We start from the raw sequence: 22154 nt of genomic DNA, 5'->3' as shown, positions 1-22154 counted from the left end.
TGATCAGATACTGGACTGCCAGGGAAAACCTCGCAGTCCAGCTGTTCCAATGGCTCACCCCATGACTGCTTTCAGAGGAAGCTGCTCTCGAATAGTTCGCCTGAATAGGCGGCGTGGGTGATGCCCGCTTCAAGATCGGCCTTGGTCAACTCATCGACAAAAACACCATTCTGCATGACCAGAACGCGGTCGCACATATGGGCTATAACCGACAGGTCGTGGCTGACGAGAACGAAGGTGAGGTTCTGCTCGTCGCGCTGATCGGCCAGCAGGTTCAGGATTTCCGCCTGAATGGAGACGTCGAGAGCGGATGTCGGCTCATCGAGAAGCAGGATCGGCGGCTCGAGGATAAGCGCGCGGGCGATCGCAACACGCTGACGCTGGCCTCCGGACAGTTCGTGCGGGAAGCGCTCGGCAAAATGCGCGGGCAGGCCAACCTGCTGCAGCGCGGCCGGAACCTTCGACCAGCCGTCACCAAGCCCCATGGAGCGGATCGGTTCGGCAAGAGCCCGGCCGATGCGGTGGCGTGGGTGCAGGGAACCATAGGGGTCCTGGAACACCATCTGCGCCAGCTTTAGCTCGTCGCGGCTACGCACTTTACCCACAGGCTTGCCTTCGAAAGAGATCGATCCGGTCCAGCCGGATTCCAGGCCGGCAAGCGACCGCAGCAATGTCGACTTGCCGCAACCGCTTTCGCCAACGATGCCGAGTGTCTCGCCTCGGTTGACCCGAAAGCTGACGTCGCGCACGACGTGATTGCGGGTTTCCTTCGTGCCGTAGACGACATCCAGCTTGTCTACCGTGATCATCGCGTCACCTCCGCATCGATTGCCTGGCGATCCAGCACCTTGAGGCGCCGGACCGGATTGCGGGGATCGGGCATGGCCGCGATCAGGCCCCGCGTATAGGGGTGTTGCGCATCTTCGAGCTTGGAAAGCGTCTCCACGACGCGTCCGCCATACATGACCAGCACGCGTTCGCAAAAGGCCGCAACCATGCGGATATCGTGACTGATGAGGATGAGGCCCGAATTGTTTTCGCGCACCATCTCGTCCAGAAGCAGAAGGACATCCTTGCGGACGCTGACATCGAGTGCTGAGGTCGGTTCGTCGGCGATGACCAGCTTGGGTTTGGCAAGCAGCATCATGGCGATCATCACGCGCTGTCCCATGCCGCCTGAAATCTGGTGGGGATAAAGCCCCATAACGCGGTCAGGATCGTTGATGCGCACGCGCAGCAGCATGTCGCGCGCGGCATTTCTGGCGGCCTTGCCCTTGAGGGCCAGATGCAGCTCGGCCGCTTCCGCCACCTGCTTTCCGATCGGCAGGACCGGATTGAGGGAATAACGCGGATCCTGCATGATGAGCGCCATCTCGCTGCCGCGGATCGCACCCATCTGGCGCTCGGATTTTTCAAGCAGGGGTTCGGAGAGGAAATCCATCCGTTCTGCCGTCACCGTGGCACTCTTGGGCAGAAGGCGCATGGCGGCACGGCCGGTCGTGGACTTTCCGGACCCGGATTCGCCGACGATACCGACACGCTCGCGTCCGACGTCGAAGTTGACATTGGAGACGGCGGGGATGGCGTTGCGGCCAAAGCGAACGTTAAGATCGCGGACCGAAAGAATGGGGGAGCTATCAGGAACGGGCATGACGCGGATCCAGTAGGTCGCGCAGCGTATCGCCAGCGATGTTGAAGGCAAGGCTCGTCAAAAGGATCGCGATGCCGGGCATGACGGCGACCCACCAGTAATCGAGCATGAATTTACGGCCGCTGGAAATCATCGCCCCCCATTCGGGAAGCGGCGGCTGCGCGCCAAGACCGAGGAAGCCAAGCGAGGCGGCCGTCAGGATGATACCGGCCATATTCAATGTCAGTCTGACGATGACCGAAGGAATGCACATCGGCGCGATATAAAGAAACAGGATGCGCATCGGCGAGGCCCCATAGAGGCGTGCGGCCGCAACATAGTCGGTGTTGCGCACGACCAGCGCTTCGGCACGCGCCAGACGCGCGATGGGCGGCCAGGCGGTCAGCGAGATCGCGATGATTGCGGTGCCGAGACCGGCTCCCATTGCAGCAGCAAAGGCAAGTGCCAGAACGAGCGAAGGGAAGGAAAGGACAATATCGGTCGCGCGCATCAGAATGGCGTCGGTTCTGCCGCCGAAGAAACCGGCCATGACACCGATTGCAAGGCCGATAGGGCCGACGATGACCGAGACTGACAAAACGGTCTGGATCGTGATGCGGGTGCCATAGACGAGGCGGCTGAAAATGTCTCGGCCAAATTCGTCGGTTCCCGCCAGATGCGCCCAGCTGGGAGGCTGGAGCGCATTGTCGAGCACCTGGCGCACCGGATCATATGGCGCAATCAGGGGAGCGAAAATGGCAACCACGACCAGAATGGCGAGAATGGCAAAGCCGAACATTCCAAGCGGCTCGTCGCCAAGCTTCCGCAGCGTCCGCGCCGTCGTTGTGGATATCCGAGACAATGCGCTGCGGCTCCGCACGGGAGTGTTCTGAGTTATATCGGTCATCGAGCGACCTCCCGTGTCCGCGGGTCAAGCGTGGTGTAGGCCACGTCTGCGAGGAAGTTGAGCATCATGAAGATGAAGCCGATGACGATCGTGGCTGCGAGGATCGCATTCATGTCACCGATAAGCAGTGCATTCGTCATGTATTGTCCGATGCCGGGCCAGGAAAAGACGATTTCGGTCACAACGGCGCCTTCCAGCAGGTTGCCATAGGAGATGGCGAGAACGGTGATCAGCTGCACCGCGATATTCGGCAGTACATGGCGGGTTACGGTGCGCGCCGGGCTGACGCCTTTCGCACGCGCCGCAATCACGTAATCCTGGCTAAGCTGTTCGAGGGTGAAGGCGCGGGTCATGCGGGTAATGTAGGCCATTGCCATATAGGCAAGGATAATCGCCGGCAGCATGATATGCGCGAGCGCGTTCCAGAAAATCTCTGTCTCACCTGCGAGAAGAGTGTCGACCAGCATCAGCCCTGTTCTCGGCTCCACGAGGCCTTCGTAAAAGACGTCCACGCGGCCGGGCCCGGCGACAAGGTTGAGATTCGCATAAAAAATCACGAGCCCGACGATACCGAACCAGAATACGGGTATCGAATGCCCCACCAGCGCAAAGACACGTGCGAACTTGTCGATGAACGTGTCGCGAAACAGGGCCGCGGAGAGACCGAGCGGGACGCCGATGACGGTGGAGATGATGATTGCCAGCGTTGCAAGCTCAAGCGTCGCCGGGAAGGCTTGCGCCAGGTCCCGCGTTACCGGGTTTCCTGTCAGGATAGCTATACCGAAATCGCCGTGCAGCAGGCCGCGGAGATAGATGAAAAACTGCTGGTAGAGAGGAAGATCAAGCCCAAGCCGAGCCCGCATGGCTTCATAGGCTTTGGGATCTGCAAGCTCACCGACGATTGCCCCGACCGGATCGGTCGGCATCACCCGGCCAATGATGAAGGTGATGCAGAGCAGGATGAAGAGGCTGACGACAAGTTGCAGGAAGCGATGTCCAAGCCCGCGCAATGAAATTTCAGTCATCGCAAATCGCACTTCCACGCGAAAACGCTGTCAGCGATGCCACTTTTTGAACGGCTCGCCGCAGACGAGCAATTCTACCCTGCAAAAACTTTTGATGGTACTTCATCCCAACTCCTCCCTGAGCTAACATGAAAACATATGACGTAACGCCACGTCATCATATGAGTAACGAAGGGATTCGTTTTCTGCAAGAGGGAAGAGTGGCATGATGGGCGATAGGGAAAAGCCGCGGGAGCGGCGGGCACAACAGATCATCGATAATCTCAGTGCAGAAATTCGCAGTGGAAAACTGAAGAACGGCGATCAGCTTCCCACGGAACCGCAGCTTGAGCGCACCTACGGCGTGAGCCGCACAGTGGTTCGCGAGGCGATCGCGGATCTGCGCTCTTCCGGCTATGTCATTCCCATCCACGGCAAGGGCGTGTTCGTCAGCAATGTCAGCGAGTGGGCCGGTGTGAAGCTGACGCAATCCGAAGTTGGCACAATTGCAGAAACGCTGGAAATGCTTGAGTTTCGGCTCGCAACCGAAGGCGAAGCAGCGGCAATTGCCGCCTATCGCCGCACAGCCCAGCAGGAAGCGGCGATTTCCGCAGCCCATCGGAAAATGGGCCGGGCCATCGATGCAGGCGAAAGCACCGTCAGTGCCGATTACGAGTTTCACACGGCCATTGCGATAGCGACCAACAACCGGTTCTATCTCGAGGCACTGCGCCAGTTCGGGTCACGCTCGATACCGCGCGGTCAGTTTCCAACCCTGCCGGAGACGGGCGACGCGGATTATCTGCGCAAAGTGCAGGCCGAGCATGAGGCAATCCTGCGCGCCATCGTAGAGCAGGATCCGGATGCCGCGCGGAAAGCCATGCGTGATCATATGCTTGCGAGCCAGCGTCGATACAGGTTGCTTTCCGAGGCGCAATAGCATCTCGACACTCATCTTATTTCGTGCGATGTCATATGATGACTAGCATGGAGTGAGGAGAGAATCGATGTATGTCGGCACCCAGGTGACAGCGCGCGATGACGAGGATTTCAAGGTTTGGGCGCAGCTTGGCGTCAGGAATATCAACGCAGATCCGCCTGGTGCACCCGCAAGCTGGACCTTTGAGGATTTTGAGCGCCACCGCGACAAGGTCGAGAGCTTTGGCCTCGTGCTCGACATGGTGCAATTGCCGTTGCCATCAAGGCCGATCGAACAGGCATCGTTTCCCGATATCCTGCTTGCCGGGCCAGAACGCGACCGGCAGATCGATGCCGTCTGCAGAATGATTGAGGATATCGCCAGGGCCGGCATCCCGGCGGCGAAATACAACCTCAATCTCATCGGCATCCCGCGCACTGAAATGGAGCGCGGGCGCGGTGGTTCGCTCAATGAAGCCTGGCGATGGGACAAGGCGGACCATGATGCGGCTCCGGGCCTTGCCGGTGTTCTATCCGAGGACGAAAATTGGGAACGCATCGACTATTTCCTCGAACGCGTGGTGCCGGTTGCCGAAAGCAACAAGGTCCGGCTCGCCTGCCATCCGCATGACCCCTACACCCCGCCCGGCTACAAGGGTGTCACCCGGGTGCTCGGCACGGTCGAGGGCCTGAAGAAATTCGTGCAGATGCGGGAAAGCCCCTATCATGGCCTGAATTTCTGCCAGGGATCGATCGGCGAGATGCTCGACAATCCGCGCGAGGAGATCGACGAGATCATCCGCTGGTTTGGCAGCCGCGACAAGATATTCAATGTCCATTTCCGCAACATCAGCGGCGGCAAGCTGTCGTTCATGGAAACGTTTCCCGACGAGGGTGACATGGACATGGTCCGTTCGCTGAAGCTCTACCATGAACTCGGCTATCGCTACATGATCATGCCAGATCATGTGCCGACGATTGCGGGCCGCGATCCCGTCGGTGTCGCCTTTGCGTTTTGCTACGGCTACATCGCCGCGCTCATCGAGGCGCTTAATAACAACCATCTTTGACTGTTTCAGGCCGGTTGGCGCACGTGGCGCTGCCGGCTTGCAATTACCGATCTGTAGGAGGAGCAGGTATGAAAAAATCAATGATCCGTCTCGCATTCACCACCGTTCTGGGCGCCATGCTGGTGCAGGCGTCGCCGGTGGCGGCCAAGACCCCCAACGACCAGCTCGTCGTCGGGACATCGCTTGCCCAGGTGCTGTCGCTAGACCCCCATCAGGCTACCGAAGCGAAAGCCAACGAAATCATGGCCAATCTTTACGATCGGCTGATCTCGGTCGATGGCTCGGGAAAGGTTTCGCCGCAGCTGGCAGAGCGCTGGGAGACAGATGACAAGGGCATCACGTTTCATCTTCGCGCTGCCAACTTTGCCTCGGGCAATCCCGTTACCTCCGCAGATGTGGTTTATTCGTTCAGCCGCCTTTTGAAGATGAATCAGGCGGCGGCCGCCAACCTCAAGCGCGTCGGTTACAACGCGGAAAATGTCGACAAGCTGGTGAGCGCCCCGGACGAAAAGACGGTCCGCATTGAACTGTCAGGGCAAACGACATCCGAACTGCTGCTCTATCGTCTGGCGATGGTCATTGCCAGCGTTGTCGACAGCAAGGAGCTCAAGTCCCATGAAGTTGACGGCGACTGGGGCAATGCGTGGCTGAGAACAAATTCCGCCGGTTCAGGCCCCTTCACCCTCAATCGCTGGTCGCCGAACGAAATCATCATTCTTGAGGCCAACAAGGACTATGTAGCCGGCAGCCCGAAAATGCGTCGCGTGATCGTGCGGCATGTACCGGAAAGCCAGGTGGAGCGCCTGATGCTGGAGCGAGGCGACATCGACATTGCCAGCGCGCTGACGGCGTCCGACCTTGCGACCTTCAACAACAAGGAAGGTTTTCAGATCCAGCGCGTGCCGACGGGTGGTTTCTACGTCCTGTCCATGAATGCGGGCAAGGAGCCTCTTTCCAACCCCAAGGTTCGCGAAAGCAATTGCTTACAGCATCGACTACAAGGGAATGGAAAAGACCATCATGGGACCCTATGGCAGGGCGCGCACGGTGCCGGTTCCGGAGAATTTCGAATATGCCATTCCAAGCCCCGACTGGAAGCTTGATGTCGAGAAAGCGAAATCTCTTCTGAAGGAAGCCGGTTATGAGAATGGCTTCACGCTTAATCTGAAGACAATTGCCCAAACGCCGCGTATCGATCTTGCTACGGCCATCCAGGCATCGCTCAGCCAGGTCGGTATCAAGGTGAACATTCAGCAGGGTAACGGTTCGGATGTGATTGCCGCTCACCGTGCGCGAGACTTCGATCTGCTCATTCCGCAGACGGGCGCCTATATGCCCAACGTCCTCGGCTCGATGGAGCAGTTCTCCAGTAACCCCGACAACTCGCTTGCTGCCAACAATGCCGGCAATTTCGTCTGGCGCTCTGCCTGGGACATTCCGGAACTGACGGCTCTGACCGCAAAGGCTTCCCTTGAGCCCGATGCCAAGAAACGTGGGGAAATCTACACCCAGATGCAGGAAATGTTCGTCGCGCAGAAGCCAGCGGTTCTGCCTCTCTTCGAGAGATACGAGCCGATCGTTTTGACGTCGCGCGTCAAGGATTATGTCGGTCACCCCAGTCAGACGACACGACTGGAAAACGTGACGAAGCAGTGACTGCAAACCACTAGACGGAAAACATGTGACGGGCGGTGACTTTACCGCCCGTTTTTTTGTGGGTCCCCCGACCGCTTGCTGGCCAATTAAGACAGGGCCGCCGTGCGAACTATTACGCCCGCATCCTTGAATTCTTGGGGTTTTCGCGATGGCTCTAGCGGGTTAGACCGTGCAGCGATCGACCCTTTCCCAGAGCGGGATTCCCAAACCCCGCTCGCTCACATTCCACTAAATGCGTTGGCACCATGAGCTTCCCACAAATAAAACTTCCCGCAAGGCCGCTCAGTTTGAAGCGCGGTGTCATTTCGGTACCGGCGGCCTATTATTTCTCCATCCCCGTGCTGCTGGTGATTACAGTCGTCCTGCTCGTGGCCGAAGGCCCGGGTGTGTTGCGCGACTATCAGATCAGCCGCGACCCGCTGGAGATCGAAAGCGGCGACATCACCGGCAGTTGCAAGACCCGCAAGGCGATCTTCACGAATTGCGAAGCTGAGCTTTCCTACGAGCATGGCGGTGTGAGCTACAAGAAGGATGTCGAGGTCATGTTCGTCGATTTCCATTCCGGCGACTATGAAACCGGTCTGGTCATTTCGGCGAAGAATCCAGAACTTGCAACGATTTCACTTGGCCTCGATATGCTCTGGAACCGGATCATAACCCTGGGCGTGTTCGTTGCCCTGCTCGGTTTCGGCTGTTTCGCACTGCTGCTTACACTTATCCGCACCTTGCGGGCTCGTCTGCGTCTGCGGCACCCGGCGCCATTGACTGTTATTCCGGTGGCGCTGACGGCGGTCGCCGAAAAACGCAGCCGTCTCTTCGTGACCTATGCCGATACGGTCAGGGAAGGGAAGACGAAGAGGCAATCCTTTACCTACCTGGAGAGAGGGCGAATCCCGGTCGTCATCGGCCACACCGGCAAACACGATGTCGCACTGGCGGTCTGGCACGGTGAAACCCCGCTGCCTGTTCTGCTTGACGATCAGCTAGAGCGAATTGACCTATCGGAACAGGAAAGAGCGGAAGCACTTGCTTCGCTCGAACCGGCGCTTGCGAACCGTGGTCAGGAGGGCGTATCCGCCCCCGGCGCGGCGGTGACAAAAGCCCCGAGCCTTGCGCGACGGCTGGCAACGTTCGTTGCAATTGTCGCCTTTATCGTCGTTGCAACCTTGGGGTACTGGCTGTGGTACGTCACCAGCGCGCCTTCGCAATTCAACTCTCCGGGCATGGACCTCAACAACATGATGCCCGCGGCGCTCAACGAGTGGGGCTGCGCGCGTCTGCAGGAGCGTTTTGCTGATGGTCCGGCACCTTTCGGTTGTGCCGGGAACGATTTTCGAAGCTGGAAATAAAGGCTTTTTCTCTTGGCGTTTATTGGGCCGGTCGCAAGAGCTTTATGGGCTGGCGCGTCGGCCCGGCGTCCCCTGGCTCTTTGTCGATGAGATCGATCAATTATCCAAAGTTGCATTAGAGATTTATAAATAAACCAACTCCATAGTGCGATCGTGGGCGGTTCTCGAGGCTGGGAGAGTGCATCATGTTCACGGTTCTGGAATGCGTTGCGGTACAACACGATCATGCGATCGTGCTGCTTGCAGCGGTTATTTGCCTGCTTGGCATGCATGCTTTTTTCCATTTGTTGTTGCGTGCGGAAGAAAGCCCGGCTGGCCGCAAGCCTTACTGGGTGCTGGTTGCCGCCTTTGCAGCGGGGCTCAGCGTCTGGGCCACGCATTTCGTGGCCATGCTTGCTTATAAGGGTTCAGTCCCGATCGGCTTTGATTTCCAGTTCACGGCTCTGTCGGCGGTTCTGGCCGTTCTGGGGTTCTGGCTGGCGCTCAGGGCGCGCTCGAAATCGAGCTACAGTCCCGTTATCGTTGGAACGCTGGTTACCCTTTCGGTTGCCGTCATGCATTTCGTCGGCATGGCGGGCATGGATGTGGCCGCCACGATCAGCTATCGCTGGGGCCCCGTTTTTGGTGGCTTTGCTGTTGCCTGGGTATTTTTTCTGCTGGCCTTTTTCCTGTTCCTTCGTTCCGCCGCATGGAAACGCATCGTCATTCCGGCCGGATGTTCGATCTTGGCAATCTGCGCTTTGCATTTCACCGCCATGTCGGCCACGATCCTGTCGCCGGATCCGTCCGTCGCTGGCCCGGATCCCGACAATCTGGCCAGAGTAATCATGATTGCTGCCGTTTCGGGCGTGACTTTCCTGGTCCTCGCAACCACTGCCACCGCCGCTCTCGTTGACCGTTACCTTGTCGATCTCAAGGGGCTTGTGGATGCGACGCTGGATGGTCTTGCCGTGGTCCGTGATGGCCGCATTGTTGAGCTGAATACCCGTTTTGCCGGGCTTGTCGGCAGCGATGAGGCATCGCTGATAGGTAAAAATCCAGATGATCTCTTCAAGGCCATGGACGGACAGCCCACCTATCTGCCGCGCCTCGCGCCGGTTGAGGCAATCCGCGAACGCAGCGACCGGCCGCAGGTGTTCGAGCTTGCCGTGCGCACCATCGAGTATCGCGGCCATCCTTGCGAAGTGCTGGCGATCCGCGACCTGACGGAAAAGCGGGAGGCGCAAAGGGAGATCGAATATCTGGCCCGCCACGATGTGCTGACCGGCCTTTCGAACCGCACCATGTTCCAGACGCGGCTGCACCAGCAGATCGAACATTGCGACGCGGAGGATGAGTTTGCCTTGCTGGCGCTCGATCTCGACCGGTTCAAGGCGGTCAACGACATTTTCGGCCATGCCGAGGGCGACCGGGTGCTGAAAAAAGTTGCGACCATCCTCGATGAATGCGCAAGGCCGGGAGATATCGTCGCCCGTCTCGGCGGCGATGAATTCGTTATCCTGACTGCCCGGCATACCAAATCGGAGGAGGCACGTCTGCTTGCCGAGACAATCCTTGCCATGTTCGGGTTGAAAATGAATGCGGCCAACGACCCGACCGCTGTCGGCGTCAGCATCGGCATCGCCGTCTTTCCGCGGGACGGGAACAGCAACGAAAGCATCTTGCACGCCGCTGATCTGGCGCTTTACCGCGCCAAGATGGGTGGGCGCGGAATATTGTCCTTTTATGATCCCCTGATGGATCAGGAGGCCCGCGAGCGCCGCCAGCTCGAAACTGATCTGCGGCTCGCCATCAACCGCAACGAATTGGTGTTGAACTATCAACCTGTCCTTTCCGTCGAATGTGGTCAGGTCGTCGGTTATGAGGCGCTGGTACGTTGGCAGCATCCGACAAGGGGTGTCGTACCTCCGGATGTCTTCATTCCGATTGCAGAGGAAAGCGGGATCATCATCTCGCTCGGCGAATGGGTGCTGCGCGAGGCCTGCCGCCAGGCGAGCACCTGGGCGCCGCACCTGAAAATCGCTGTCAATGTTTCACCATTGCAGTTTTCGCTCGCAAATCTCGGCCATGTCGTCTGCACGGTTCTCATGCAGTCCGGCCTTTCGCCGAACCGGCTGGAACTCGAGATCACCGAAGCCGCGTTGCTGAAGGACCGCAAGGCGACGCTGATCATCCTCAACCAGTTGAAGGCGCTGGGTGTGGCCATCGTCATGGATGATTTCGGGACCGGTTATTCCTCGCTCAGCAACTTGCAGAGCTTCCCCTTCGACAAGATCAAGATCGACCGCAGCTTCATCGCCGCCATGAGCGAGGATGATAATGCCCGCGCCATCGTGCGCGCGGTGATCGGCCTCGGTCGCAGCCTCGATCTGCCAGTGACGGCGGAGGGTATCGAAACCGACGCGCAATATCGCATGGTTGTCGATGAAGGTTGCGCGCAGGCGCAGGGTTATCTCTTCGGCAGGCCGGATGTGGCTCCTGCCGCGGCGGCAAGTACGGGCAAGCGGAAGAAACATTCCGTCTGAAAGAGGAGTGCGGCGGCGTGATGCCGTCGTAATTCCATTCTCCTACGCCAATGGAACGAGAGCGAACGCAGATCGTTAGGATTGTGTGTGGTGCGTCCGTGTCGCCACCGCCGCAGCAGGCGGCAGACGACAGCCCTGACCTTCCGATGATGAATTCGCTGGTCATGAGACGCACCAAGGATGGAATTCTATCTCTGGGAGAAACCAATGACAGACCGCCTTGAGCCGCAGGACCCGCGCAACCAGTATCCGCGCCCGCCCTTTTCAACGCCGACTCAGGAAATGCCGGGGCTGGTCACGAACATGATGCCTTTCCCTGATCATGGTGAAAAGACCTATCGCGGGAGCGGCAAGCTTGCCGGGCGCAAAGCGCTTATAACCGGCGGTGATTCCGGCATCGGTCGCGCCGTGGCAATCGCCTTTGCGCGAGAGGGTGCAGATATCGCGATATCCTATCTGCCGGAGGAAGAATCGGACGCCGAAGAGGTGGTAGCACTTATCGAAGCGGAAGGCCGCGTGGCGGTCGCCTTACCCGGAGATATTACCGACGAGGCATGGTGCCGCGAACTGGTTGAAAAAGCGGTAGGTGATCTCAACGGCCTCGATATTCTGGTGATCAATGCCGCAAGACAACAATATCGCGAGGGTATCGCCGAGCTGTCGACTGAAGATTTCGACCGCACGATGAAGACCAATCTCTACGCGCTGCACTGGATTGCGCAGGCCGCCGTTCCTTATCTAGAGCCCGGATCGTCGGTGATTACCACCGCATCTATACAGGCCTATGAGCCGTCTCCCATTCTTCTTGATTATGCAACTACGAAAGCCGGCATCGTTGCCTATACGAAAGCGCTCGCCAAACAGCTTATCGAAAAAGGCGTGCGGGCAAATGTCGTCGCGCCTGGTCCCTTCTGGACGGTTTTGCAGCCAAGCGGCGGGCAGCCCGGACGAAAAGGTCAGGAATTTCGGTAAGGACAGCGATTTTGGCCGTCCAGGCCAGCCTGTCGAACTGGCTCCGGTCTATGTGCTGCTGGCTTCGCAGGATGGCAGCTTCATCAATGGCGAGGTCTATGGTGTGACCGGAGGCCGGGGCGTTGCCTGATCGGCTTTGAGGACTTGACATGAAACGACAGACAGAACGTTCAGACAGAGATGTGAAGCCCTTCGATGTCCGCGACCGGCTGATACTGGCGCTTTATGCGCAGCTGAAGGCCGAGCGGCAAACGCGCGAAGCCATGGAATGGGTCATCCGCAATGGCGGGCTTTCGCCTGAGGTGCTGGAGGCGATGGCATCCGACCCTGTGCCGGTGCTGGCCGATGCGGACGTTCCCGCTATCGAGCGTATCCTTGCTGCGGACCGGGGCAGAGGCCAATCCTCTCAAGACGACCATGGGCGGCGATCATGAACCGGAGAGCGAGCTGGAAGGGTCATCTGACATTCGGCGATTTCAACTGTGAAATCGGTCTCTATTCCGCGCTCACTTCATCGGAAAAGATCTCCTTCAACATCGTCAACCGAAAGACCGGCCATCGCGTCGAACGGCAATATGTCGATAGCGATACCGGCGACGCTGTCGACCGCGAGGATCAGGTTAAGGGATATGAACTCGACAATGGCGACCATATCGTCATCGAGGGAGATGAGATCGCAACGCTGATGCCGGAAAACGACAAGGTCATCCGCATCAGGCATTTTCTGAGCCACGACGAGATCGACAAGCTCTATTTCGACAAATCCTATTATCTGGCGCCGACGCAGGAAGGTGGCGAAGAGGCTTTGACGCTGCTGGCAAAAGCCATGGACGACGAGAAGGTCTCGGCACTTGGCGAAGCGGTACTCTTTCGCCGAAACCGCGTGCTGTTGATCCGTCCAAGCGGCAAGGCGCTCGTGGCGACGACCTTGAATTTCGGCTACGAGGTTCGCTCGCAAACCACCGTTTTCAAGTCCATTCCCGATATTCAGTTCGATGAAGAGATGCTTGAACTCGCCGGTCACATCATCGGGAAACGGGCAGGCACATTCGATCCCGCGGAATATACCGATCGTTACAATGATGCGCTGGCGGAACTGGTGAAGGCGAAGATCGAGGGCAGGGAAATCAGCAAACAGCCGCCGCGCAAGCAAGATAACATCATCGACTTGAAGGAGGCTTTGCGCCGCAGCGCCGGTGACGGCGACAGCGGAAAATCTACCGCTGGTGCGGGGCGCAAATCCTCCCGGAAAGCGAGCTGATCCATGGGTTTGCAGAGCTATAACGCCAAGCGCAGTTTCGACAAGACGCCGGAGCCGAAGGGCGACAAGGTCGACGCAAAGGGATCCAGTTTCGTCGTACAGAAGCACGATGCCCGCCGACTGCATTATGATTTCCGGCTGGAGATGGACGGCGTCCTCAAAAGCTGGGCGGTAACCCGCGGGCCGAGCCTTGACCCGGAGGACAAGCGCCTTGCGGTGCATGTCGAGGACCACCCTCTAAGCTACGGCGACTTCGAAGGCGTAATCCCGAAAGGTCAATATGGCGGCGGCACCGTGATTGTTTGGGATCGTGGTGTCTGGCGCCCGATTGGCGACGCGAAGAAAGGCTACCGCAAAGGCCATCTCGAATTTGAACTGGAGGGCGAAAAGCTTAGAGGCCGCTGGCATCTTGTACGTATGCATGGAAAGCCCGATGAAAGCCGTGAAAACTGGCTGCTGATCAAGGGCGACGACGAAGAGGCAAGGCATGATGGTGGCGACGATATTCTGGAGGAGCGGCCGCAATCCGTGAAGACTGGCCGAAGTGTTGAAGAAGTTGCCGCCAAGCCGAAGGACACCTGGAATTCGAAGCCCGTATCGAGAAAGACCGTTAGTTCGTCCTCGGGCCAAAAACAGGCGCATGCCCTGCCGAAAGGTGCCCGCAAACAGGCGCTGCCATCCTTCGTGCCGCCGGCACTTGCAACGCTGAAACCCAAGCCACCGGAAGGCTCCCGCTGGCTGCATGAGATCAAGTTCGACGGCTATCGCCTGCAGGTCCGTATCGACCACGGCAAACTCCAGCTTCTGACCCGTAGCGGACTGGACTGGACCGAAAAGTTCGGCGATGCCGTGGCGGGAGCGCTCAAGTCGCTGCCGGCCGAAACGCTGATGATCGACGGCGAAATCGTGGTGGAACGGGACAGCGGCGCCTCGGATTTCTCAGCCTTGCAACAGGACTTGAGCGAAGGGCGCAGCGACCGCTTCGTTTTTTATGCCTTCGATCTCCTGTACCTGGATGGCACGGATTTGCGCGGGGCGGCGCTGACGGATCGCAAGGCGCTACTGGAAAAGCTGCTGCCCGCCAGCAACCCGCATCTTCGCTACAGCGAACATTTCGAGGAAAGCGGCGGGCTTGTTCTCGATCATGCCTGCCGCCTCAGCCTCGAGGGCGTCATCTCCAAGGTCAAGGACAGCAAATACGTCTCGGGCCGCAAGGGTAACTGGGTGAAATCCAAATGCTCGATGCGGCAGGAGTTCGTCATCGGCGGCTACACGCTGTCATCCGCGTCGGACAATGCCATCGGCTCACTGGCGCTCGGCGTTTATGAGGAAGGCAACCTGCGTCATGTCGGCCGCGTCGGCACCGGCTATACCGCTGACATTGCCGAAATGCTGCTTGGCCGCCTGAAGCCGCTGGGCATCGATGACAGCCCTTTCGGCGAAAAGCTCACGGCACTTGCGCGCCGCGACCTGCATTTCGTTAAGCCGGAACTGGTTGCAGAAGTAGAGTTTCGTGCTTGGTCCGGAGATGGCAATCTGCGCCATGCATCATTCCGCGGCTTGCGGGAAGACAAGCCGGCGGGTGAAATCGAACGCGAGGATAAGGCAGTGTCGGAACAAGGGACGCCGCAGTCAAAGATCAAGTTCACCCATCCGGAACGGCTTTATTGGCCGGGCGATGGCGTGACCAAGGAAGGGCTTGCCGATTATTACACGCAGGTCTGGCGCTATATGGCCCCCTTTGTCGTCAACCGGCCTCTGGCGCTGCTGCGTTGTCCTGAAGGGATCGATGGTCAGCGTTTCTTCCAGAAACACGCCTGGCGCGGTGTGAACAAGGCGATAGAACAGATCAAGGATCCGAAGGACAAGGGCGGGGAACCGCTTATCAGGATTACGGATTTCGATGGCATGATGGCCCTGGTCCAGTCCGCTGCGCTTGAAATTCACCCATGGGGGGCGACAACCGCGAACTGGGAAAAGCCTGACATGATCACCATGGATATAGACCCCGGCGAGGACGTGTCATGGCAGGAGGTAATCGGCGCGGCACTGGAACTGAAGCGGCGTTTCGAAGATGCCGGTCTGGCCGCTTTCGTGAAAACCTCCGGCGGCAAGGGGTTGCATGTCGTGGCACCCTTGAAACCGGAAGCGGGATGGCCGGCCTTGAAGGCCTTTGCAAAGACCATGGCGGATGACATGGCCAAGGCGGAGCCGGAGAAATATCTTGCGGTGGCAACCAAAGCGAAACGCCAAGGCCGCATCTTCCTCGACTATCTGCGTAATGGCAGGGGCAATACGGCTGTTGCGCCCTATTCGACACGTGCCCGACCGGGAGCCGCCATTTCAGCGCCAATCGAATGGGCGGAACTCTCAGATGAGATAGGTCCGGCACACTTCACGGTCAGCAATATCGGCGCGCGCCTTTCTGCCCTGAAGAAGGATCCATGGGACGGCTTTTTCGCTGCCGCGCGACCCCTGCCGAAAAAGGCCCGATGAGCGTCAGCCTTTCTTGTCCGAGGCAAGGCTTTTCTTCAAGGCATCCATGATGTTGATGACGTTGCCGCCGGTCCGGGTTTTCGTGCCGGTCTTCTTTTCCGGGGAAGAGACGGTCTTGCTCTTGGTTTTCAGCAAAGCGCTGATCTTTTTCTGGATCGGATCCTGAACCAGCGCCGGTTTCCATCCCGTCATCTGTTTGCCGATGCGTTTTTCCATCGCGTCCAGCAGCGGCTTTTCGAATTTCATCTTCGGATCCAGCGCGTCGATGCTTTCGCGCACTTCCTCGCCATAGTGCAGGGTCCACAGAATGATGCCCTTGCCTGACGGTTCCAGCAGAACCGCTCTTTCGCGGCGATAGAGAACAAGCCGCGCAATGCCGACAACGCCGTTTGCCCGCATGGCTTCCCGGATCACGCTGAAGGCTTCCGTGCCGATCTTGTCTTCCGGGCGCAGGAAGTGCGGCCGGTCGTACCATATCCAGTCGATAGAACCTGTGGGTACGAAGGTCTGTATGTCGATGGTGCGGGTGCTTTCGAGCGCGACCGCATCGATCTCGTCATCCTCCAGCAACACATAATCGTCTTCGGCGCGGGGAAACCCCTTCACCTGGTTCTTTGCGGCCACCGGCTTGTGGGTAACGCTGTCGACATATCGGCTTTCGACGCGATTACCGGTTTTGCGGTTGAGAACGTGGAAGCGGTATTTGTTGCTTTCGGTTGTGGCAGGCGTCAGCGAAACTGCGGCCGTCACCAGCGACAGCTTCAGATAGCCCTTCCAGAAAACCTGCCGTGCCATGATCCGCGATCCGCCTTGTCGCCTGTTGTCTCCCGGATCAACAACCACAGGGTGGCTTTTGTTCCGGGAGCTTTGGCAGAGAGGGCAGTACTCTGTCTCAGCCGAACAACGATGTAAGACCATAGACAGATGCGGATATCAGGGCAGCGGCCGGCATGGTCACGACCCAGGCAATGACGATATTGCCCGCAAGGCCCCAACGCACCGCCGAGACGCGACGTGCGGCACCGACGCCGATGATGGCGCCGGTGATCGTATGGGTGGTGGACACCGGAATGCCGAGCCACGTCGCGCCGAAAAGTGTCAGCGCACCGCCGGTTTCGGCGCAGAACCCCTGCATCGGGTTCAGCCTGGTGATTTTCGACCCCATGGTGTGCACGATGCGCCAGCCGCCGAACAGTGTGCCGAGCGCCATGGCCGACTGGCACGAGATCACCACCCAGAACGGCACGTAGAAGCTCTCTCCAAGATGCCCCTGGCTGAACAGCAGCACAGCGATGATGCCCATGGTCTTCTGTGCGTCATTGCCGCCGTGGCCGAGCGAATAGAGCGAGGCGGAAATGAACTGCATGATGCGGAAGGTACGATCCACGGCGAAGGGTGTCTGGCGCACGAACAGCCAGGAGACGGCAAGCACCAGCAGCAGTGCCAGGAAAAAGCCGATGGCCGGCGACATGAAGATCGCGCCCACGGTTTTCAGAAGACCCGACCAGACGATGGAATTGAAACCGACCTTCGCAAAGCCCGCACCGACGAGACCGCCGATCAAGGCATGTGACGAGCTGGAGGGAATGCCGAAAATCCAGGTGACGATATTCCAGACGATGGCGCCCATCAATGCCGCGAAGATGACCTGCGGGGAGACGATGGCCGGATCGATGATGCCGGTTCCGAGCGTTTCGGCCACATGCAGGCCGAAGAACAGGAAGGCGATGAAATTGAAAAAGGCCGCCCATGCCACCGCATATTGCGGGCGCAATACACGGGTGGAGACGATGGTGGCGATGGAATTTGCGGCGTCGTGGAGACCGTTCAGAAAATCAAAGAACAGCGCGATGGCGATAAGGCCGACAAGCAGTGGCAGTGCAAGCGCGACATCCATCAGACGTTCTCGATAACGATGCCGCTGATCTCGTTCGCCACGTCCTCGAAGCGGTCGACGACCTTTTCGAGTTCGCCGTAGATCTCGCTGCCGATCATATAGGCCATGGCATTGCCGGTCGCACCATGGCGCCGGAAGAGGTCCTTCAGGCCCTGGTCATGAAGCTCGTCGGAGCGCCCTTCGACGCGGGTAACCTCTTCGGCAATCACCGACAGGCGCTGGGCATTGGTGCCGACCTTTTCCAGAAGCGGGATGGCTTCGGCGATGAGGCTTGCCGCACGCACGATCTCGTGGCCCATCTCGCGCATCAGCGGGTCGAATTCGGTTTGCTCGAACAGCCGGATCGTCTTGACGGTCTTGTGCATCATGTCGATGGCGTCATCCATGGACTGGATGAGGTCCTTGATATCGCCACGATCAAAGGGCGTTATGAAGCTGCGGCGCACCGCAAGCAGAACGTCGCGGGTAATATCATCCGCCTGGTCTTCGAGGGCGACGATAAGGTCGCAGTTTTTCTCAACGTCGACGCCGCTCAGAAGGTGGTCCAGAGCTGCGGCGGCTTTGACGACCGTTTCCGAATGTTTGCTAAACATGTCGAAGAAACGGTCCTCGCGCGGCATCAGCTTGCGAAAAATGCTCATCATGCGAATTGGCCCTCAATGGCGCTTTATTAGTTGTGGGGGGTGATTGTCATAAAACTGTCATAAATGCACGCGGGGCATTGATGCAACCCGGAAAATCGGCAGTATCAACGGATATGAAATCCATGAAGAAAAGCCGGAAAGCCCGTCCGGCGCGTTCCCTGACATTGCTTCAGCAACTTGCTGCTGTTCCTGAAAAGCTGTTCACCGGCTCTTTCCGGCAGCAATATGCCGCCTTATGCTTCCGTTATACCGGAAGCGGCGAAGAGGTCGAAATCCTCGTCGTCACCTCCCGCACCAGCGCACGCTGGATCATTCCGCGCGGCTGGCCGATGAAACGCAAGAAGCCGCATGAGGCTGCCGCGATCGAGGCGTGGGAGGAAGCGGGCGTTCGTGGCCGCGTGAGGAAGGACGCCGTTGGCCGCTACACCTATCTCAAGATGCTCGACAACGGCGATGTCGTTCCCTGCGTTGTCGATGTCTTCCAGATCGAGATCACCGGGGAGGAAACGAGTTTCAAGGAGCGCGGCGAACGCCTTCTGGAATGGGTTCGCCCGGACGAGGCAGCAAGGCGCGTCCGGGAAATCGAACTGAAATCGCTTCTGGTCGACTTCCGCCCGAGGGGGAAGAGGAAACGCCTGACCGAAGAAAAGTCCTAACGGCAAACGTCACCGGCGAACCTAGGATGGTGAAGATGGACGTTCGGTCGATCCCGTCTCCCCCATCTCGTCCGGTGCCTTCGGTAGCAGGCGGGCGAAACGCCGGGTGATGCTGTCGATGTAAGACAGGATTGTTGGCACGACGATCAGGGTGAGCAGGGTGGAGCTGATGAGGCCGCCGATTACTGCGTGCGCCATCGGCGCGCGCTGCGCCCCGCCACCGCCAACAGCCAGCCCGAGCGGAATCATGCCGAAAATCATCGCAAGCGTCGTCATGATGATCGGGCGGAAGCGGATGATGCCGGCGCTCGCCAGCGCTTCGTTGAGCGAAAGTCCACGCTTCCTTTCGCGGTTGGCGAAATCGACAAGCAGGATGCCGTTCTTTGTAACGAGGCCCATCAGCATGATGAAGCCGATCAGCGAGAACATGTTGATCGTGCTGCCGGCAACCAAGAGCCCGACGAGGACGCCGATGAGAGACAGCGGCAGCGACGCCATGATGGCGAGCGGTTGCAGGAAACTGCCGAATTGCGAGGCGAGCACGATGTAGATGAAGATGACCGCCATTGCGAGCGCAATTACCATGTGGCCAACCGTCTCCTCCATGGTTTCGGCGTCGCCGCCGAAGCGGATACGGTAGCCGTCCGGCAGGTCGCGGGCGGCGGTAAGGGTTTTCAAAACGTCTGTCACTTCGCCAAGCGCTCGTTCGGATATGTTGGCCGAAACCAGCACCTCGCGGCGATTGTCGATGCGGCGGATTTCGGCGGGTGCTTCCACGGTGGTGATATCGGCGACCTGATCCAGACGTACCAACAGGGGCGAGCCGTTGGATGCCGTGCGGCTGGTGGCGATCATCAACTCGCTGATCCTCGCCGTGTCGGCACGCCGCTCGCCGGGCAGGCGCACGACGATGTCGTAGCTGTTACCGCCCGCATCCGTCCATTTCGACACGTCCTCACCGGCGATGAGCGGCGAGAGCGCTGCGGCAAGATCGGATCGGGAAATGCCGAGATCGCTTGCCGCCTCGCGTTTCAGGCGTACCGAAAGGATGGAGGTCACGTCGCGGGTGCTTGAGGTCACATCCACGAGGCCGGGGATTTTTTTCATGTCTTCCATCAGACCGTCGGCGATCTTTTCGAGGATCGCCCGGTCGTCGCCAAGAATGCTGAGCTGGACGGGGCTTTCGCCACCGCCAAGACCGTTTTGCAGGATCGCGACCTCTATGCCCGATATGGCCGACAGGCGTTTGCGGATCGGATCGGCCAGCGTGACCGGAGTTCGGGTGCGCATCTCCAGCGGCACCAGTCCCACCAGAACGGCGGCGCGATGTTTGCCGACGGTGCCGCCGGTATTGACGGTGGAATAGAGCATCTCGACTTCCGGGAATTCCTGGAGTGCCTTCTCGACCTGCCGCACCTTCGCCGTGGTGTAATCCAGCGAGGAGCCGACCGGTGCCGTGACGTTGATCTGGAAGCGGCCTTCATCCGTATTCGGGACGAATTCCGCACCGACCAACGGCACCATGAGCAGGCTGCCGACAAAAATGCCTGATGTGACGAGCAGGGTGACGAGGCGGTGGTGCAATGTCCAACCGATCACGTGCCGATACTGATCGGCGAGCGATTCGAAGCCGTGATCGAAACGGGCGATCAGCCGGCCCACCGGCCCGCGCGGGGCGTTGGGTTGCGCATCCGGATCGTACCAGACGCTCGACAGCATCGGATCGAGCGTGAAGGCGACGAAAAGCGAGATCAGCACGGCAGCTGAAACGGTGATGCCGAATTCATAGAAGAACCGACCGACGATGCCGTCCATGAAAGCGACGGGCAGGAAGACCGCCACGATTGTCGCCGTTGTCGCGATAACCGCAAGTCCGATTTCGTTCGTGCCGTCGAGTGCTGCGCGGATATGGGATTTCCCCATGTGAAGGTGACGGGTGATGTTTTCGCGCACAACGATGGCGTCATCCACCAGAATGCCGATGGAAAGCGTCAGCGCCAGGAGGCTCAGTGTATTGAGCGTGAAGCCCATAACGTCAATGACCGCCAGCGTGCCGATGATCGCAATCGGCAGCGTCAGTCCGGTGATGACGGTGCTGCGCCAGGAATTGAGGAACAGGAAGACGATGGCCACGGCAAGTGCCGCCCCTTCTATCAACGTCGTCTGCACCTGCGTGACGGATTCCCGGATGGGAATGGATGTGTCCGTAATGACCCGCAATTGCACGTTTTGCGGAACAAGGTCGGCATTGAGGGCGTCCAGGCGCTTTCTCACATCCGCGACAACCTGAACCGTGTTGGCACCCTGAACCTTGACGATGTCGATCGCCAGCGCAGTCTGGCCATTATAGAGGGCACGGTTTTCGGGGTCGGCAGCCCCTTCGGAGAGTGCGGCGATGTCGCGAAGATAAATGGCTGCGCCACCGCTCCGGGCTACGACCATGTCCAGCAGCGCCTGCGGTTCTGCGATGCGGCCCTGGACCTGGATCGTGCGTTCGGAAACGGTATCGACAAGGCTTCCAGCCGGGCTGTTGCTGTTGCCGGTGCGTAGCGCGCTTACCACCTCGTTAATGCCGATCCCAAGCGCGCGCATGCGGGTATCGTCGATCACAATGTCGATCTGCCGCTTGCGGGCGCCGACCAGCGTTGCCTGCCCGACACCGGGAACGGTCGTCAGTTGCCGCAGCACCCTTTGGTCGGCAAGGGTGGTGAGTGCGGGTATGTCGAGCGACGTCGAGCTTATCGCCACCGACAGGATAGGCTCGGCGGCGGGATCGAACCGGGATATGACCGGCTTTTTGGCCTCTTGCGGGAAATTCGCGTCGATGGCGGCGATCTTGTCGCGCACGTCCTGTGCCGCGGTCGCGCTCTTAACCTCGAGCTTGAATTTTGCGACGACGACAGAGCGTCCCTCGTAGGAGGTTGACGTGATCTCGTCCAGACCGCCGATGGCGTTCAGCGCATCCTCGACCGGGCGCGTCAATTCTGTCTCCACCGTTTCCGGCGTGGCGCCCGGATAAGCGGTGGACACCACGACGACCGGAACGTCGACATTGGGGTAGAGGTCGAGCCCCAGCCGCTGCAACGAGAAAAGACCCATGACCAGAAGCGCCACCATCATCATGGTGGCGAAAACGGGGTGGGAGACGGATATGCGGGTCAGAAACATC

Annotated in this window: 16 protein-coding genes and 2 pseudogenes; 10 read left to right on the top strand and 8 right to left on the bottom strand. The window is 59.0% G+C overall.

Annotated features, from left to right (window positions below; genetic code table 11):
- Positions 1-71 precede the first annotated feature (71 nt).
- From QE432_RS01120 to QE432_RS01105, 4 genes are read right to left on the bottom strand one after another with little or no spacing between them, the layout of a single operon-like run.
- Positions 72-809: an ABC transporter ATP-binding protein gene (locus tag QE432_RS01120; RefSeq protein WP_111800783.1), complete on the bottom strand. Its 738-nt coding sequence runs from the start codon at positions 807-809 to the stop codon at positions 72-74.
- The gene (locus QE432_RS01115; protein ID WP_111801929.1) at positions 806-1651 is read right to left on the bottom strand and encodes an ABC transporter ATP-binding protein; all 846 of its coding nucleotides are present in this window, start codon (positions 1649-1651) and stop codon (positions 806-808) included. The genes QE432_RS01120 and QE432_RS01115 overlap by 4 nt, the downstream gene beginning before the upstream one ends.
- Entirely contained in the window at positions 1638-2537 is a 900-nt protein-coding gene (locus tag QE432_RS01110) for an ABC transporter permease (RefSeq protein ID WP_013761140.1), read from the bottom strand. Before QE432_RS01110 ends, QE432_RS01115 begins: the two co-directional genes overlap by 14 nt.
- Positions 2534-3562 (bottom strand): ABC transporter permease, encoded by a 1029-nt coding sequence (locus QE432_RS01105; protein WP_065660278.1) that lies wholly within the window; start codon positions 3560-3562, stop codon positions 2534-2536. The genes QE432_RS01110 and QE432_RS01105 overlap by 4 nt, the downstream gene beginning before the upstream one ends.
- A gap of 205 nt (positions 3563-3767) precedes the next feature.
- Between QE432_RS01105 and QE432_RS01100 the strand changes: the two genes are divergently transcribed.
- The 9 genes and pseudogenes from QE432_RS01100 to ligD all read left to right on the top strand — a co-directional run bounded on the left by QE432_RS01100 (position 3768) and on the right by ligD (position 15788).
- Complete coding sequence (locus tag QE432_RS01100) at positions 3768-4481, top strand: FadR/GntR family transcriptional regulator (protein ID WP_004431172.1); 714 nt, start codon at positions 3768-3770, stop codon at positions 4479-4481.
- A 67-nt stretch (positions 4482-4548) separates the two neighbouring features.
- On the top strand, positions 4549-5529 hold the full coding sequence (locus tag QE432_RS01095; protein WP_004431175.1) for a mannonate dehydratase: 981 nt from the start codon (positions 4549-4551) through the stop codon (positions 5527-5529).
- 116 nt (positions 5530-5645) lie between these two features.
- A pseudogene (locus QE432_RS01090) lies at positions 5646-7185 on the top strand (ABC transporter substrate-binding protein).
- 245 nt (positions 7186-7430) lie between these two features.
- Positions 7431-8534, top strand: coding sequence for a hypothetical protein (locus tag QE432_RS01085; RefSeq protein WP_111801928.1), 1104 nt, complete (start codon positions 7431-7433; stop codon positions 8532-8534).
- Positions 8535-8719: 185 nt separating this feature from the next.
- On the top strand, positions 8720-11059 hold the full coding sequence (locus QE432_RS01080; protein WP_306623067.1) for a bifunctional diguanylate cyclase/phosphodiesterase: 2340 nt from the start codon (positions 8720-8722) through the stop codon (positions 11057-11059).
- Between the two features lie 207 nt (positions 11060-11266).
- Positions 11267-12161, top strand: a pseudogene (locus QE432_RS01075) (SDR family oxidoreductase).
- A gap of 19 nt (positions 12162-12180) precedes the next feature.
- Positions 12181-12465: a hypothetical protein gene (locus QE432_RS01070; protein WP_065660283.1), complete on the top strand. Its 285-nt coding sequence runs from the start codon at positions 12181-12183 to the stop codon at positions 12463-12465.
- Complete coding sequence (ku, locus tag QE432_RS01065; protein WP_019566663.1) at positions 12462-13292, top strand: non-homologous end joining protein Ku; 831 nt, start codon at positions 12462-12464, stop codon at positions 13290-13292. The genes QE432_RS01070 and ku (QE432_RS01065) overlap by 4 nt, the downstream gene beginning before the upstream one ends.
- Positions 13293-13295: 3 nt before the next feature.
- A complete protein-coding gene (gene ligD / locus QE432_RS01060) occupies positions 13296-15788 on the top strand; it encodes a DNA ligase D (protein WP_113556356.1) in 2493 nt (830 codons plus the stop codon).
- A 3-nt stretch (positions 15789-15791) separates the two neighbouring features.
- Here ligD and ku (QE432_RS01055) read toward each other — a convergent pair whose 3' ends face one another.
- From ku (QE432_RS01055) to QE432_RS01045, 3 genes are all read right to left on the bottom strand, one after another.
- The gene (gene ku, locus QE432_RS01055; protein ID WP_065660285.1) at positions 15792-16583 is read right to left on the bottom strand and encodes a non-homologous end joining protein Ku; all 792 of its coding nucleotides are present in this window, start codon (positions 16581-16583) and stop codon (positions 15792-15794) included.
- Positions 16584-16680: 97 nt separating this feature from the next.
- Positions 16681-17685, bottom strand: coding sequence for an inorganic phosphate transporter (locus tag QE432_RS01050; protein ID WP_004431194.1), 1005 nt, complete (start codon positions 17683-17685; stop codon positions 16681-16683).
- Positions 17685-18329, bottom strand: coding sequence for a DUF47 domain-containing protein (locus tag QE432_RS01045; protein WP_065660286.1), 645 nt, complete (start codon positions 18327-18329; stop codon positions 17685-17687). The genes QE432_RS01050 and QE432_RS01045 overlap by 1 nt, the downstream gene beginning before the upstream one ends.
- A gap of 113 nt (positions 18330-18442) precedes the next feature.
- Between QE432_RS01045 and QE432_RS01040 the strand changes: the two genes are divergently transcribed.
- Positions 18443-18985, top strand: a complete 543-nt coding sequence (locus QE432_RS01040) for an NUDIX hydrolase (protein ID WP_065660287.1) — start codon at positions 18443-18445, stop codon at positions 18983-18985.
- Between the two features lie 21 nt (positions 18986-19006).
- Here QE432_RS01040 and QE432_RS01035 read toward each other — a convergent pair whose 3' ends face one another.
- Positions 19007-22153, bottom strand: a complete 3147-nt coding sequence (locus tag QE432_RS01035) for an efflux RND transporter permease subunit (RefSeq protein ID WP_111801925.1) — start codon at positions 22151-22153, stop codon at positions 19007-19009.
- Between the last annotated feature and the right edge of the window lies 1 nt (position 22154).

Source organism: Agrobacterium sp. SORGH_AS_0745, assembly GCF_030818995.1.
In the GTDB taxonomy this organism is placed as follows: Bacteria; Pseudomonadota; Alphaproteobacteria; order Rhizobiales; family Rhizobiaceae; genus Agrobacterium; species Agrobacterium tumefaciens.
This window is presented reverse-complemented; position numbering and strand designations above follow the sequence as displayed.

Excerpts from the sequence above, each read along its gene's own strand:
- QE432_RS01120 (WP_111800783.1), bottom strand. The coding sequence starts at position 809 with ATGATCACGGTAGACAAGCTGGATGTCGTCTACGGCACGAAGGAAACC.
- QE432_RS01115 (WP_111801929.1), bottom strand. The coding sequence starts at position 1,651 with ATGCCCGTTCCTGATAGCTCCCCCATTCTTTCGGTCCGCGATCTTAAC.
- QE432_RS01110 (WP_013761140.1), bottom strand. The coding sequence starts at position 2,537 with ATGACCGATATAACTCAGAACACTCCCGTGCGGAGCCGCAGCGCATTG.
- QE432_RS01105 (WP_065660278.1), bottom strand. The coding sequence starts at position 3,562 with ATGACTGAAATTTCATTGCGCGGGCTTGGACATCGCTTCCTGCAACTT.
- QE432_RS01100 (WP_004431172.1), top strand. The coding sequence starts at position 3,768 with ATGATGGGCGATAGGGAAAAGCCGCGGGAGCGGCGGGCACAACAGATC.
- QE432_RS01095 (WP_004431175.1), top strand. The coding sequence starts at position 4,549 with ATGTATGTCGGCACCCAGGTGACAGCGCGCGATGACGAGGATTTCAAG.
- QE432_RS01085 (WP_111801928.1), top strand. The coding sequence starts at position 7,431 with ATGAGCTTCCCACAAATAAAACTTCCCGCAAGGCCGCTCAGTTTGAAG.
- QE432_RS01080 (WP_306623067.1), top strand. The coding sequence starts at position 8,720 with ATGTTCACGGTTCTGGAATGCGTTGCGGTACAACACGATCATGCGATC.
- QE432_RS01070 (WP_065660283.1), top strand. The coding sequence starts at position 12,181 with ATGAAACGACAGACAGAACGTTCAGACAGAGATGTGAAGCCCTTCGAT.
- ku (WP_019566663.1), top strand. The coding sequence starts at position 12,462 with ATGAACCGGAGAGCGAGCTGGAAGGGTCATCTGACATTCGGCGATTTC.
- ligD (WP_113556356.1), top strand. The coding sequence starts at position 13,296 with ATGGGTTTGCAGAGCTATAACGCCAAGCGCAGTTTCGACAAGACGCCG.
- ku (WP_065660285.1), bottom strand. The coding sequence starts at position 16,583 with ATGGCACGGCAGGTTTTCTGGAAGGGCTATCTGAAGCTGTCGCTGGTG.
- QE432_RS01050 (WP_004431194.1), bottom strand. The coding sequence starts at position 17,685 with ATGGATGTCGCGCTTGCACTGCCACTGCTTGTCGGCCTTATCGCCATC.
- QE432_RS01045 (WP_065660286.1), bottom strand. The coding sequence starts at position 18,329 with ATGATGAGCATTTTTCGCAAGCTGATGCCGCGCGAGGACCGTTTCTTC.
- QE432_RS01040 (WP_065660287.1), top strand. The coding sequence starts at position 18,443 with ATGAAATCCATGAAGAAAAGCCGGAAAGCCCGTCCGGCGCGTTCCCTG.
- QE432_RS01035 (WP_111801925.1), bottom strand. The coding sequence starts at position 22,153 with ATGTTTCTGACCCGCATATCCGTCTCCCACCCCGTTTTCGCCACCATG.